Origin of the sequence: Hominibacterium faecale, assembly GCF_020734085.1 — a bacterium.
GTDB classification, from domain to species: domain Bacteria; phylum Bacillota; class Clostridia; order Peptostreptococcales; family Anaerovoracaceae; genus Hominibacterium; species Hominibacterium faecale.
Map to the genome: position 1 here is coordinate 137,900 of NZ_JAJAGH010000009.1, position 13,672 is coordinate 151,571.

The window sequence follows — 13,672 nt, forward strand, 5'->3', positions numbered from 1 at the left end:
CGAACACAGCAGTCACACTTCGTGTGACTGCTGTGTTTTTTGGTTTACCATAATGAAAATGGGGTGTTTGGGCCGAAAGTGGTGTAAATATTGTGGGCTTGCAAGCCTGAAATTTCGAGATATATAAAGGTTCAAGGATTTTGACACAATTTGAACCTTGAAAACGTTGCAATAATTCACTAGATTCATTAAAATAAAAAATTTAGTATAATCCCAGGCACCGCACAGCTACATGAATTAAATCATTGGTCAGCAGGCAGCCCATTTTCTATGGCCTACAAATACCGTTCAGTCACAATAAAAATTCGATCCTTTCTCGTTCGCTGTCCGACTTCACGCAAGAAGGCCTTGCCCTTCCCCCGGAGTACCAGCTTATCTCCTTCTTTAACCTGGAAATCTGTCTTTTCCGCCTGCATACTATTGACAAAGACCAATCCCGAGCGAATCGCTTCCGCCGCCTTTGCTCTGGAAAGGGAAAAAGCCGATGCGATCACGTTGTCCAGTCTCAAAGAGGCAACCGTATCTTTTTGCATACTTGTTTTCTGCTCAGGTATCCGCAGCTCCGACAGAGGGACGGACTCCAGCTTCAGGCTGGTTCTTCCTGCTTTCTCATAATGAAACAGCAGGAAGTCCCTTATTTCTTCTAAAATAAGGATGTCCGCCCCTGTTTCATTGGTAAGAATATCACCGATCATCTCCCTTTTGATCCCCAATCCGGTGAGCGATCCCAGATAATCCCGATGGGTCAGCTTCCTTCCCCCGGACGGAGCCTCCGCACGGATGACCGCTAGGGGATGGTTCTCTTCAAGGCTCGCATAGTCAGGCAGAAACATGGCGATGGTTCGCTCCGCATCTTCATACCCGCCGAAAAACGCCCAGCTCACATCGCTTGAAGCTTTGCTCAGCTCCCGAAGGCGTCCTTCCACCAGCGTTCTTTGTCGTAAATCCAGAAAACCAGTGCTGGTCACCATATACTGGCGGCTGCACTGCTGATATTTGTCTTCTGCCCCAGCCAAGAGCATTTTATCTTCTTTGCTTTCGTTCATCGCTATTTGTATTCCACCTTCACCGTGTCATCCACCACCTGAATCCAGGTAACGCCCACGTTCAGCTTCAGTTCCTTCCCTTCTTTATCCGTAAAAACAGTAGGGGAATCGAGATCTTTTCTAGACCAGCTGCCTTCTACTGCAACTCCGTTGGTAAAAAGCAGGGCATCTCCCCCTGCGGTCATATTGATTTTCAAGCGCCCCTTTTCATCCAGAACTTTGGATTTCACTTTTTGCACCAGAATGTTTCTCGTGGTGATCTGCTTTCCGGTCTCTTTGTCCATATACTCGCTTCCGCCGACGTATTTTTTATAGAGGCCAGTTTTTTTATCATACTTATAGTTATTCTTATTTACCCGATAATCAATATCAATATCGACGGCAGATGCTCCCTGCTGGGTCTGGCCGTCTCCCAAAAATGGAAAGCTCCTCGGCTCCTGCTGCTGATCCCATCCTTCTTTTTTAATGGTCTTCCAGACGTCTTTCCCCGTGGTATAAGAATTATGGGGCGCGCTGCGATCCGTTGAACGATAGAAAATACGGTTATAACTGAACGCGCTGATGTAGGGAATCACACCGGACTCTAAATATTTTTTGGCCTGCGGGCTCCATCCGTGGTGGACGAAAACCGCTTTATACTCTCTGGCCATATCGATAAAATACGGCCTTGCGCTGCGGGATGGTCCGATTTTGTCAGGTACCTTGCTGTAGTAAATCGGCTCCAAACGGCTGGAACCTCCCTCCACTGGAAATTCATAAACAATATCGGCCTTGGAGATCCCCGACTGTGGTCTTGCCAGACCGGAATCATTGTCAGTTGAAAGGATGAACGGTCTCGATGGCAGTTCGATTACCAGCTCACCGGTCAGCGGGTTTGTCTTTGGTGATTTGATATCCGGCCAATCGCTGGAAAGCCCTCCAAAGAGAGCAAATACGGCGGTTGCCCCACCAATTACCAGTACAACCAGCACAATCAACATCATTTTCATGCTGCTTTTTTTCTTAATTTTTCTTTTATTTTTGTCTGAACGCATTTTATCTTTCCCTTTCCGTTCTTTTTTGCTATATTATATATTATAACAGTAAAAAGCAATTAAGAAAGGACAAATTGTTATGAAGTATTCCTACATCCCACGAGGAGTCTGTTCCACCAAGCTGGACTTTGAATTGGACGGCGATATTGTCAAAAATGTAAAGTTCAGCGGCGGCTGCAACGGCAATCTAAAGGCAATTTCAACATTAGTAGAAGGCATGCCGGTGGAAGAAGTCACGAAAAAGCTTTCTGGAATTAGCTGCGGCATGAAATCCACATCCTGTACCGATCAGCTGGCTACAGCTTTGAGAAAAGCACTGGAAGAGAATAAAGATAAGGAGGGAGCCAAATAGGCTCCCTTTAAAATGGATCGAGACCCCCTTGTCCCCTCAGTGCAAGCGAAATTGTAAAGATCGATAGAATCAGAGTCAGCAGAACCTTATCCCTCATCCGGTAAAAAGGAGGAAGATGCTGCTCACCTTTCCCCTTCATATAAATCAAGGTTCCCGGCGCATATAGGAGTGCAGACACCAACAGTGCCGTCAAACCGCCCGAATAAATCAGCCAAACTCCATATAAAATTCCAATTACAGCAGCAAGCCGGCCCCTTGCAGGGTGTATCCCCGCATGCTCTAAACTTTCCGGTCTATGAGCGGCCAGCTGCCAGTAATAGAGAGCCGTCAAAAGATATGGAATGACCATCATGGTCGTAGAAATTGTATAGAAAATTTGATAAGTGGATGCACTCTTATATACGATCACCAGAAACAATTGAACCAGTGCTCCGGTTATTAACAGCGCGGCGATAGGTGCTCCCGATTTTCCTTCCATAGCAAAGAACTTGCAGAATGAACCTTTTGACGCAGCTTCGTAGGCACATTCCGCAGAAATAATCGTATGCCCCAGTGTGGCTCCCAACAAGGAAAGGACAACGCCGGCATTGATCAGATTACCGCCCCAGGGCCCGACTACCTGCCGCATTACGTCCGCCAGCGGCGGATTGCCCAGCTGGGCCAGCTGTCCTCTGGTCATCACACCCATACTGAGAACAGAAATCAGGATATAAATCATCAGCACACACAGATAAGATATTACTGTCGCTCTGCCCGCATCCTGTGAAGTCCTCGCTCGTCCGGAAATAACAACGGCTCCTTCAACGCCGATGAAAGCCCATGCCGTTGTATATGTCGTAGCCATCACTTGTCTGCTGAATGGCAATCCGGTATCCTCTCCCATAAAGTTGAAAAAAAAGATCTGCGGATCAAAGGCTTTTAGAAAAATCACTGCCAAGATAAATAGAAAAATCGGGATGAGCTTGGCAAAGGTGACCAGCAGATTGATGAGGGCAGCCGCTTTCATTCCCCGGAGCACCAAAAGTACTGACAGCCACGTGACCGCCGATGCTCCCACGACAGACGCCAAATTGTTTCCTGCTCCGAATACAGGAAAAAAATGGCCCAGCGCCGCAAACATTAAAGTTGCAAAGGACACGTTGCCCAGAAAATTGCTGATCCAATAGCCCCAGGCCGAATTGAAACCTGCATAATCCCCAAACCCGGCTCTGGCATAGCTGTAAATACCGCCCGTCAGCCCCGGCTTGACGCGGCTCAGGTGGTAAAAGCAAACGACCAGTCCCAGCATTCCCAAGCCGCATAAAAGCCATCCGCATAGAATCGCCGCTGTCCCTGCTCCGGCAGCCGCCATATCCCCCGACAAGCTGAAGGCTCCGCTGGCAATCGTACTGCCCACTGCAACGCCGGTTAATTTAAAGCAGCTTAACTGCTGCCCATGATTTAAGTCCTGTTTCATAAAGATCCACCTCTCTTTGGGAACATATGCCGGCGGACGAGTTGTTTTGCCTGAAAATTGTATTTCTCCCCCTTTCACTCCCGTCGATGGGCATAGCAACCGGTCATATAATTTCCTGCCATCCGTTTGTACATAGTTGTAGAAAGATATGGTATAATAGGTCATATTGTTATTTGAACGGAGTATAGATATGGGAACTTTTTTAGCAAAAATATTTGTAAAAGACTATAAGAATACCGGCGATCCCAAAGTCCGGGAGCGCTACGGTAAATTTGCCGGAATCGTAGGCATTATCTCTAATGCGGTTTTGTGTACGATGAAGATCATCGTCGGTCTGGTGGCAGGCAGCATCGCCATTGTGGCGGACGGAATCAACAATTTGGCGGATGCTTCTTCCTCTATTATTACACTGATCGGTTTCAAGCTGGCGGCAGCGCCTGAAGATAAAGACCATCCCTACGGCCATGCCCGAATCGAATATCTGACTGGCCTTTTTATTTCAGTGCTGATCATCGTTCTGGGCCTGCAGCTGCTGAGCTCATCCTTTCGCAAAGTTCTGCAGCCTGACCCGCTTTCCTTCAGCTATACTACGGTAATTATTCTAGTCATTGCCATTGTTATTAAGATTTGGCAGGCCCTTTTTAATATGGGGATCGGTAAAAAAATCAATTCCGTTGCCCTCATGGCCACAGGCGCCGACAGCCGCAATGACGTGATCTCCACTTCCGCTGTTCTGGTCAGCATTTTCATCGGAAAAATCTTTCATATACAGCTGGATGGTTATATGGGCTGTTTAGTTGCCTTGTTCATCGTTTGGTCCGGGATTCAGCTGATTCGCGAGACTTCCAGCCCGCTTCTGGGAGAAGCGCCGGATGCGGATCTGGTACGGGCCATTGAAGAAGGCGTTCTTTCCCATGAAGGGGTTATCGGCATCCATGATCTGGTGGTGCACAACTATGGTCCCGGCAAAATCTTCGCATCCATTCACATTGAGGTGGACGCCAAGGGCGATCTAATGGAAAGCCACGATATGATCGACAACATTGAACGATACATCAAGGAGGGCCTTCACATCGAGTTTACTGCTCATATGGATCCGGTAGAACTGGATAACCCTCTGATCAGCCAGCTCTATAAAGAGATTATTCAGACAATTAAGCCCCTTGAGGGAGTCCACAGCATTCACGATCTACGCATCGTTCCCGGCAAGACGCATACCAATATCATCTTTGATGCGGTATTGACACCGTCCTGTAAAATGTCCGAGGATGAAATAAGCCGGCTGGTGGATGCAATGCTCAAGCAAATTAATCCCACCTATTTCGTGGTCATTACCTTTGATAAGGCTTATACGGAAACTTGATTGGCTATCTAATTCGCTATGCAGCAACTGTTGAATTGCGGCAATATTTTCTTTATTTTGTCCAGACATTAATATCTAACGCAGTTCTGACCATCCGCAGGCTAGCGATGGAAAGGCAGCACGCTGGGGGTATCAGAAAATGGGATTTTTTAAGGCTCCCCCCTTCAGCCATCGGCTCGTTATGTTATAACTTGCGAGCCAGGTCGAGCAAGTTTCACTTATTCTGCACCTCTCGGCAGCTCCGTATTAATCTGGTCAGAATAGTATAATTTTTTCGCCACGAAAAGAATTTTACGATATTCAACTTTGCGGCAATGCCGTGCTCAATGGAGAATATCGTATACGATGAAAATCACACGCTCGCAGAACTCGCTAGGTTTTGCAGCATAAATTCTGTCTGGCTGCTACTGCGTTGCCGAAGGATAAAATATCGCAAAGAAAGGAATGTGCTTATGAAAATTTCAACCAAAGGCCGCTATGCGCTGCGTTTCATGCTGGACCTGGCGATCTACGGCGGAGATGAATATGTTTCTCTGCGGGAAATTTCTGCAAGGCAGGATATCTCGCTGAAATATCTGGAGCAAATCGTATCCTTATTTAATAAGAACGGCTATATCAAAAGTGTTCGCGGCCCCCAAGGCGGCTATAAGCTTGCCAAAGCGCCGGATTCTTACACAGTAGGCGACATTCTGCGAACGACAGAGGGAGCTCTGGCCCCGGTAGTCTGCCTGGAAACTCCAGAAAATGACTGCCCCCGCTGCAGCAGCTGCGGAACCCTTCCATTCTGGACCGGCCTTTATAACGCCATCAACGATTATGTGGACAGTGTCACCTTGGCCGACCTCTGCGAAAATCAAAGGACCGCAGGCAATAACGATTTCTGCATCTAATTTTTCTATTTGGTTTAAGATTCCCTGTTGACAAAGCAGGGAATTTATATTACTATCAATTCATACTATTTCTATAGGAATTATATGAATTAAGATTTGAGGTATTAGGAGGAGCATATCATGGCAGAAACAACTTACAGATTTGAGACATTGCAGGTGCACGTAGGACAGGAGGAAGCCGATTCGGCCACCGATTCGCGGGCAGTCCCCATTTATCAGACTACATCCTATGTTTTCAAGGATTCGGCTCAGGCCGCAGCCAGATTCAGCCTTGCTGAGTCCGGCAATATCTACGGCCGGCTGACCAATTCCACACAGGATGTCTTTGAAAAAAGGATCGCCGCCCTTGAAGGCGGCTGTGCCGCTCTGGCAGTGGCTTCCGGGGCTGCCGCCATCACTTATACATTCCAGAATCTTGCACATGCAGGGGATCACATCGTCGCAGCCAAGACCATTTACGGCGGCACCTATAATCTTTTAGAACATACCTTGCCTGAAATGGGTATTTCCACCACCTTTGTCGATCCGGACGAGGACGGCGCTTTTCAGAATGCGCTGCGGAAAAATACGAAAGCTATTTTCATTGAAACCATCGGCAATCCCAACGCGACCTTGATCGATATTGAAAAAGTAGCTAAAGTTGCCCATGATCATGGAATTCCTCTTGTTGTAGACAATACCTTTGCCACACCATTTTTGCTGAGGCCCTTTGAACTGGGCGCCGATATCGTCGTTCACTCGGCTACCAAGTTCATCGGCGGCCACGGCACAGCCCTGGGCGGTGTAATCGTAGACAGCGGCAAATTTGACTGGGAAGCCAGCGGTAAATTCCCGCAGCTTACCCAGCCTACTGCCTGCTATCACGGTGTCAGCTTCACAAAAGCGGCCGGGCCGGCGGCTTTTGTCACCCGCATACGCGCAGTCCTTTTGCGGGATATGGGCGCAACTCTGGCGCCGCTCCACGCATTTTTGTTTTTACAGGGCTTGGAAACCCTTTCCCTCAGAGTTGAGCGCCATGTTTTCAATACGTTGAAAGTGGTGGAATTCCTCAGTAAACATTCATTGGTTGCAGCTGTCCAGCACCCTTCCCTTGCGGATCACCCGCATCATGATCTTTATGAGCGGTATTTTTCGGGCGGGGGAGCCTCCATCTTTACCTTCGATATTAAGGGTGGGCAAAAAGAAGCCCATGCCTTTATTGATCATTTGAAAATTTTTTCGCTGTTGGCTAATGTAGCCGATGTTAAATCACTGGTCATCCACCCGGCCAGCACAACCCATTCTCAGCTCAATGAACAAGAAATGAAGGAGCAGGGCATCGGGCCTGCAACCATCCGCTTGTCCATCGGCACTGAGCATATTGACGATATTATTGAAGACCTCTCGCAGGCATTTAAAGGAGTAGAAGCATTATGAAGATTTATAAGAAAATGACAGATTTAATTGGCGGCACGCCGCTTTTGGAAATATCCCGATTCAGCCGGGCACAGAGTCTCAGCACACCCCTTTTAGCGAAGCTGGAATATTTTAATCCCGCCGGAAGCGTCAAGGATCGAATCGCAAAAAATATGATCGAGCAGGCGGAAGAGTCCGGTCTGTTGAAAGAAGGCTCCGTGATCATTGAACCTACCAGCGGCAATACTGGAATCGGGCTGGCTGCAGCAGCGGCGGCAAAGGGTTATCAAATCATTCTCACCATGCCGGAAACCATGAGCATGGAAAGGCGCAAGCTGCTCAAGGCTTACGGAGCTGAACTTGTGCTGACGGACGGCGCCCAGGGAATGAAAGGCGCTATCGCCAAAGCGGAAGAACTGGCTGCCAATACGGAAAACAGTTTTATACCTAGTCAGTTTGCCAACCAGTACAACCCTGCAGCCCACGAAGCGACCACTGGTCCGGAGATTTGGCAGGATACGGATGGACAGGTCGATATCTTTGTCGCCGGAATCGGAACCGGGGGTACCATCACTGGCACAGGCCGCTATTTGAAGGCGAAGAATCCAAAGATTAAGCTGGCCGCCGTCGAACCATCCGCCTCTCCGGTTCTATCCAAAGGTATTGCCGGTCCCCACAAGATTCAAGGGATCGGCGCCGGATTCGTTCCCGAAGTACTGGATACCCAGCTCTACGATGAAGTCCTTACGGTAGACAACGAAGAGGCTTTCGAAGCAGCCAGAACGCTGGCTAAGACAGAAGGAGTCCTGGTCGGCATTTCGTCCGGCGCCGCCCTCTACGCTGCGGTTCAGCTGGCAAAACGTGAAAAAGACAAGAACATTGTCGTTCTCCTTCCCGATACTGGTGAACGTTACCTGACTACGGATTTATTCAAATAAACAGCAGACGCGATCCTTAAAGCCTCCATGTTTTTTTCTCTATTTGTAAATTTTATTGGAAATCACATATTCAACATGGTCTGCAGCCGCCAGTTTCCGTGCCAGCGCTCTGCTGTCCACGGTCCACACAGCCAGCTTGCAGCCGCATTTATGAATACGGCTGATAGATGTTGAAGATAAAATTGTATACTTGGCGGAGATCCCTGCGATCCCCGCTTTTTTGTATTCCAGGAGCCGTTCACTTTTAATCAGCGCCGGCTTTTTGACTAAATAAAGCAGCTGGGTATTTTTACGGATAAAAGGTTTCAGCCGATACAAGGAATGAAGATTGAAGCTTTGCAGCACTGCGAGGCGACCCGGCAGTTTGTTGTAAAGGAGGCTGGTTAAATGCCTTGCTGTTTCCTCTGAGATAGCATTTTCTTCATTCTCCGGCTCCCTGCTTTTGATTTCAACAATCGGGATCGCTTCTGTTGTTTCTAAAATCTGCAAATAGTCTTCAAAGGTGGGGATTGGCAGGGAGCCGCCATATTTACCGATATTCTTGCCCCGAATAATGGGGTATTCGGCCAGCTCGCTTTTGGTCAGTTTCGTGATGCGCACATTGACGCCGCACATGCGGGACAGGTTTTCATCATGCATGATCATAAGCTGCGGCCCGCCGCCGTCCTCCCTTGCCTGCCAAACATCGCACTCAACAGCGCCGAATCCATGCTTGACGGCCTCTTCAAAGGCTGGGATGGAATTCTCCGGCGCAATGCTGCTGTAGCCTCTGTGGGCTGCATATATGGTATCTGACATGGTTCGTCCTTTCTATTATTGATGATAAAAGTCTGCTCCGAAAAATTGAAGCAGACTTTCTTTTACTTAAATACTTTTTTATTAGATATGACATAATCCACATGATCAATCTCTGCCAGCCGATATGCCAGCGTTGTATCATCCACGGTCCATACTCCCACTTTCAAACCATATGCCTTAGCATTTTGAATAATGGAAGGGGTTGCAAGATTACGGTTTATACAAATCCCGGAAATGCCCTGGTCTCTGTATTGTTCCAAATCGCTGCTATCAACCTCAGCTTCTGAGCTGGTGAGGTAAAGAAAGGTCAGATCCAAAGCAGCGTACTCTTCCTTTTTGGCTGCCTCCATTACCCGCTGCAAAGAAATGATATTGAAACTCTGGAACACCACGTTTCTCTTCAGGTCTGCCTGCTTCAGCTGTTTGAGCAGTTCTTCCGCTGCCGTTTCGTCGATAGCCGTATCCGCAGTCCTTGGAGTTCTGCTTTTGATTTCGATAACCGGGGTGGTTCCATTTCCGATAAACGTCTCCAAATACTGTCCATAGGATGGGATCACCTGGGTTTGATACTTGTGAATATTAGTTCCGTTTTTGATCGGATAGTTGCTCAGTTCCAGCGGTGTCAGGTCGGTAATGAGTTTATTGACGCCGCACATCTTCAGAAGATTCTGATCGTGCATGATCATGAGCCCTGGGATTTCTTTTGGAGGCTCTTTATCGCCGCCTTCTCCTCCTTCGCCCTCATTATTCTGATTTTCCTGCAGAAGTTTGGCTGCCTGGGGTGTTTTCTCCGTTTTATCTTCTGCATAAGGCACGGTATTTTGTCCTTCGGGCGTAGCTCTGGCAATTGAAGCAGCTTTTTTTTCAGCCTGTTCTTGCGTTTCCTGCGGGTTTCCTTTTGTCTGCCATACATCGCATTCGATGCCGCCGAAGCTATACCTTACTGCTTCGTTAAAAGCTGCGATTGTATTTTCCGGAGCAATGCTGCTGTATCCCCGGTGTCCGACAAACATTGCGGAACTCTGTGAAGGCAATACAACGTTTATCTTAAAAGATCCCTTTTTTCCAGTTCCGTCCTTTGCTGAAGCGGTTATCGTAGCCGTTCCTTCCCTGACGCCGGTAATGGTCCCTGAAGAGTTTACTTTCGCAATAGATGTATTGCTGGATTTCCAGGTCACGGATTTATAGGACGCGGATCCGGGAGACACTTTGGCCGTCAGTTTTATTTTTGATCCGCCTTTTCCAATATAATTTTGACCGGATACGGATATCTTGCTGATCTTTGTGCCTACGATCACTTTGTACCTGGCATATTTTCCCGATCCGTCCCGCGCTTTTGCTGTAATATATGCGGTACCCTTTTTCTTTGCTTTCACAACGCCTTTCGACGATACGGACGCGACTGAAGATTTACTGGATGACCAGGAAATTCTTTTATTGCTCGCATTGGAAGGCTTTATCGAAACTTTAAAGGTTTTCTTGGCTCCTTTTTTCATTACATAGGTACTGGTGACGTTTGTATATTTTACTGAGGATACCTTTGTCCCCACGGTCACTTTAACTCGGTCCCGCTTCTTAGATCCGTCTCTTGCCGTTACAGTAATATATGCGGTACCCTTTCTTTTGGCTTTTATAACGCCTTTTTTGGATACAGACACGACCGACGGACGACTGGACTTGAATTTCACCTTTTTATTGTTAGCTTTTTTCGGTTTCACCGATACTTTCAATGTCTTTTTCTGCCCCTTTTTTAAGGTAAGATATGTCCCCACATTTGTGAAGGATACGGATTTAACCTTTTTCTTTGATGCCGCAAAAGCTGCCTGGGGTACGGCCAGCTCCAAAATCAGAGCGAATATGATGCATACGATCAGCACCCATTTTGTCTTTTCCATTTCTTGATGCATATGAGCTACCTCTTATATCTTTCTTTTGTGAGATAGTTCTATTGTATCACGCTTCCCGCAGCATCGCAATCTCCCGCGCATATCCATCCAGTTCATTGGGCGTTTCTAGAATAAAGGGCAGGCCCGCAAGCTGAGGATGCTTGACGATTTTGGAAATGGTCTCCAGCCCCAGATGGCCTTCTCCAATCTTTGCATGACGGTCTTTATGAGCGCCTATGGGATTCTGACTGTCGTTGATGTGCATGGCATGCAGCTTCTCCAGCCCGATGATCCGATCAAATTCCTCAAGTACGCCGTCCAAATCATGAATGATATCATAACCGGCGTCGCTGACATGGCAGGAGTCCATACAAACGCCGATCTTATCCTTTAACTCTACCCGCTCTATGATGGCCGCCAGCTCTTCAAATCTGCCTCCCACCTCGCTGCCTTTACCGGCCATCGTTTCCAGCAGCACAATCGTGCTCTGCTCCGGTTTGAGAATCCGATTTAGTAAATCTGAGATCATGCGGATCCCTGTTTCCACACCCTGACCCACATGGCTGCCGGGGTGAAAATTGTAATAGTTTCCTGGCGTATACTCCATCCGCTGCATATCTTCACTCATAGCCATGAACGCAAAATTCCGCACTTTCGGGTCTTTGGAACATGGGTTGAGGGTATACGGCGCATGGGCCACCAGCTTGCCGAATTTATGCTCCTTCATGATCAAAAGCAATTTATCCGCATCTGCCGGATCGATGGCTTTTGCCTTGCCGCCCCGAGGGTTTCTCGTAAAAAAAGCAAAGGTATTGGCCCCGATCTTAAGGGCGTCTTTTCCCATATTTTCATAACCTTTCGCTGCTGATAAATGACATCCTATCGTTAACATGTTGATTCTCCTTTGTTTAATCTATATTTCTATGATACCACATTCACAGAAAAACGAACCACTACTTCCCAACTGTTCAAAAATGTTTTATACTATTCTAAGATGAAAAAAGGGAGAAGGATTATGCAGCATGAAATAACGAGAAAACACGATCTGCTCCGGCCCAATGGAACATTATCTGAAGCCGGGTTTGCAAGGAGTCTCCTATTAGACTATGATCGTTCCGCTATAAAAGCGAATAAATTTCGCATAAAAGAATGGGATTATTATCTGATTGCCAATCGGGAGTTTGCCGTGGCTTTGACCATTGCTGACAATTCCTATATGGGACTGGACAGTATCTCTTTTATTGATTTTCGAAAGCCGTGGCAGCATACGAAAAGCCCTATGCGTTTGTTCCCCATGGGCCACACCCATATGCCGGAAACATCGGAAACCGGATACACGGAAAGCTTCTGCAAGAACCATTTTCTTTCTTTTCGAAAAGAAAAGGACCGGCGCTTTCTCAAATTCCATATGGATCATTTTTATGATCATAAAACCCTGGATGGAGAAATTACCCTGGAGGATCATGGCGGCGATTCGATGGTCATTGCCACGCCTTTTGTGGAAGATCCCCTGGCCTTCTATTACAATCAAAAAATAAACTGCATGGCAGCGAAAGGTTATGTTAATCTGGGTGATCAGTCGTATATTTTCCGTCCGGAAGAATCTTTTGGCGTTCTGGATTGGGGCCGCGGGGTATGGACTTATAAGAACACCTGGTACTGGGGAAGCAGCTCCGGTCTGCTGGATGGAGTACCCTTCGGCTTTAACATCGGCTGCGGCTTTGGCGATGATTCGGAGGCCACGGAAAACATGCTCTTTTATGGGCATAAAGCCCACAAGCTGTCCCGTGTGACCTTTAACATTCCCACATTAAACGGGGTGGACAATTACCTGGAGCCCTGGTTTTTTACCAGCGATGACGATCGTTTTAAAATGATCTTCCATCCCATTATCGACCGGGCAGCTAAGACCAATCTGGGAATTCTGTGCAGCGATCAGCACCAGGTATTCGGGTTGTACACCGGGCGAGTCGTTCTCGATGACGGAACGGTTCTGACAATAAAAGACTTCCTCGGATTTGCCGAGAAAGTCTTCAATAAATGGTAGCATTAGATTTCTTTGATCAGATTGACCATTTCGATGGCAGCAGCTGCGGCTTCGCTGCCTTTGTTTCCGGCCTTGGTTCCTGCCCGTTCAATAGCCTGCTCGATGGAATCCACAGTGAGTACTCCAAAGATCACCGGAATCTCGCTGTCCAGCCCTACGGATGCGATTCCTTTGGACACCTCCGCGCTTACATATTCAAAATGGGCGGTTGCTCCGCGAATGACAGCGCCCAGACAGATGACGGCGTCATACTTTCCGCTCTTTGCCATTTTCTTGGCAATCAGCGGAATCTCAAAGGCCCCCGGAACCCAGGCCACACTGATGGCATCTTCATCCATTCCATGGCGCTTCAGGGTATCGATTGCCCCTGACAGCAGCTTGCTGCCGATGAACTCATTAAACCTGCCTGCAACAATTCCAATCTTCAGTCCTTGTGCGATTAAATTTCCTTCTAAAACTTTCACTTT

The 13,672-nt window shown here is 47.6% G+C and carries 13 protein-coding genes; 6 read left to right on the forward strand and 7 right to left on the reverse strand.

Translation table 11 applies throughout. The annotated features are described in order from the left end of the window. Positions 1-275 precede the first annotated feature (275 nt). The gene (locus LG211_RS13750; protein ID WP_148397561.1) at positions 276-1,046 is read right to left on the reverse strand and encodes a YlmH family RNA-binding protein; all 771 of its coding nucleotides are present in this window, start codon (positions 1,044-1,046) and stop codon (positions 276-278) included. 2 nt (positions 1,047-1,048) lie between these two features. Next, complete coding sequence (locus LG211_RS13755) at positions 1,049-2,035, reverse strand: DUF3048 domain-containing protein (RefSeq protein ID WP_269477801.1); 987 nt, start codon at positions 2,033-2,035, stop codon at positions 1,049-1,051. A 124-nt stretch (positions 2,036-2,159) separates the two neighbouring features. Between LG211_RS13755 and LG211_RS13760 the strand changes: the two genes are divergently transcribed. Further along, entirely contained in the window at positions 2,160-2,432 is a 273-nt protein-coding gene (locus LG211_RS13760) for a TIGR03905 family TSCPD domain-containing protein (protein ID WP_148397563.1), read from the forward strand. Between the two features lie 7 nt (positions 2,433-2,439). Here LG211_RS13760 and LG211_RS13765 read toward each other — a convergent pair whose 3' ends face one another. Continuing rightward, the gene (locus tag LG211_RS13765; RefSeq protein WP_269477802.1) at positions 2,440-3,888 is read right to left on the reverse strand and encodes a basic amino acid/polyamine antiporter; all 1,449 of its coding nucleotides are present in this window, start codon (positions 3,886-3,888) and stop codon (positions 2,440-2,442) included. Between the two features lie 190 nt (positions 3,889-4,078). Between LG211_RS13765 and LG211_RS13770 the strand changes: the two genes are divergently transcribed. From LG211_RS13770 to cysK, 4 genes are all read left to right on the forward strand, one after another. Then, positions 4,079-5,251 (forward strand): cation diffusion facilitator family transporter, encoded by a 1,173-nt coding sequence (locus LG211_RS13770; protein WP_253020976.1) that lies wholly within the window; start codon positions 4,079-4,081, stop codon positions 5,249-5,251. A gap of 452 nt (positions 5,252-5,703) precedes the next feature. After that, the gene (locus tag LG211_RS13775) at positions 5,704-6,141 is read left to right on the forward strand and encodes an RrF2 family transcriptional regulator (protein WP_148397566.1); all 438 of its coding nucleotides are present in this window, start codon (positions 5,704-5,706) and stop codon (positions 6,139-6,141) included. A gap of 120 nt (positions 6,142-6,261) precedes the next feature. Beyond that, a complete protein-coding gene (locus LG211_RS13780; protein WP_148397567.1) occupies positions 6,262-7,557 on the forward strand; it encodes an O-acetylhomoserine aminocarboxypropyltransferase/cysteine synthase family protein in 1,296 nt (431 codons plus the stop codon). Beyond that, positions 7,554-8,474, forward strand: coding sequence for a cysteine synthase A (cysK, locus tag LG211_RS13785; protein WP_148397568.1), 921 nt, complete (start codon positions 7,554-7,556; stop codon positions 8,472-8,474). The genes LG211_RS13780 and cysK overlap by 4 nt, the downstream gene beginning before the upstream one ends. A gap of 39 nt (positions 8,475-8,513) precedes the next feature. Here cysK and LG211_RS13790 read toward each other — a convergent pair whose 3' ends face one another. From LG211_RS13790 to LG211_RS13800, 3 genes are all read right to left on the reverse strand, one after another. Further along, on the reverse strand, positions 8,514-9,272 hold the full coding sequence (locus LG211_RS13790) for a glycerophosphodiester phosphodiesterase family protein (protein ID WP_269477803.1): 759 nt from the start codon (positions 9,270-9,272) through the stop codon (positions 8,514-8,516). Between the two features lie 62 nt (positions 9,273-9,334). Beyond that, positions 9,335-11,179 (reverse strand): Ig-like domain-containing protein, encoded by a 1,845-nt coding sequence (locus tag LG211_RS13795; protein WP_269477804.1) that lies wholly within the window; start codon positions 11,177-11,179, stop codon positions 9,335-9,337. Positions 11,180-11,225: 46 nt separating this feature from the next. Next, a complete protein-coding gene (locus LG211_RS13800) occupies positions 11,226-12,050 on the reverse strand; it encodes a deoxyribonuclease IV (protein ID WP_269477805.1) in 825 nt (274 codons plus the stop codon). Between the two features lie 123 nt (positions 12,051-12,173). Between LG211_RS13800 and LG211_RS13805 the strand changes: the two genes are divergently transcribed. Beyond that, the gene (locus LG211_RS13805; RefSeq protein ID WP_269477806.1) at positions 12,174-13,205 is read left to right on the forward strand and encodes a DUF2804 domain-containing protein; all 1,032 of its coding nucleotides are present in this window, start codon (positions 12,174-12,176) and stop codon (positions 13,203-13,205) included. A gap of 2 nt (positions 13,206-13,207) precedes the next feature. On the opposite strand, the gene ribH is transcribed toward LG211_RS13805, so the two are convergent. Next, the gene (gene ribH, locus LG211_RS13810) at positions 13,208-13,669 is read right to left on the reverse strand and encodes a 6,7-dimethyl-8-ribityllumazine synthase (protein WP_148397571.1); all 462 of its coding nucleotides are present in this window, start codon (positions 13,667-13,669) and stop codon (positions 13,208-13,210) included. Between the last annotated feature and the right edge of the window lie 3 nt (positions 13,670-13,672).

Bases quoted from the DNA above. Each gene is read 5' to 3' on its own strand.
- LG211_RS13795 (WP_269477804.1), bottom strand. From the start codon at position 11,179: ATGCATCAAGAAATGGAAAAGACAAAATGGGTGCTGATCGTATGCATC.
- LG211_RS13780 (WP_148397567.1), top strand. From the start codon at position 6,262: ATGGCAGAAACAACTTACAGATTTGAGACATTGCAGGTGCACGTAGGA.
- cysK (WP_148397568.1), top strand. From the start codon at position 7,554: ATGAAGATTTATAAGAAAATGACAGATTTAATTGGCGGCACGCCGCTT.
- LG211_RS13760 (WP_148397563.1), top strand. From the start codon at position 2,160: ATGAAGTATTCCTACATCCCACGAGGAGTCTGTTCCACCAAGCTGGAC.
- LG211_RS13805 (WP_269477806.1), top strand. From the start codon at position 12,174: ATGCAGCATGAAATAACGAGAAAACACGATCTGCTCCGGCCCAATGGA.
- LG211_RS13775 (WP_148397566.1), top strand. From the start codon at position 5,704: ATGAAAATTTCAACCAAAGGCCGCTATGCGCTGCGTTTCATGCTGGAC.
- LG211_RS13770 (WP_253020976.1), top strand. From the start codon at position 4,079: ATGGGAACTTTTTTAGCAAAAATATTTGTAAAAGACTATAAGAATACC.
- LG211_RS13755 (WP_269477801.1), bottom strand. From the start codon at position 2,035: ATGAAAATGATGTTGATTGTGCTGGTTGTACTGGTAATTGGTGGGGCA.
- LG211_RS13765 (WP_269477802.1), bottom strand. From the start codon at position 3,888: ATGAAACAGGACTTAAATCATGGGCAGCAGTTAAGCTGCTTTAAATTA.
- LG211_RS13800 (WP_269477805.1), bottom strand. From the start codon at position 12,050: ATGTTAACGATAGGATGTCATTTATCAGCAGCGAAAGGTTATGAAAAT.
- LG211_RS13790 (WP_269477803.1), bottom strand. From the start codon at position 9,272: ATGTCAGATACCATATATGCAGCCCACAGAGGCTACAGCAGCATTGCG.
- LG211_RS13750 (WP_148397561.1), bottom strand. From the start codon at position 1,046: ATGAACGAAAGCAAAGAAGATAAAATGCTCTTGGCTGGGGCAGAAGAC.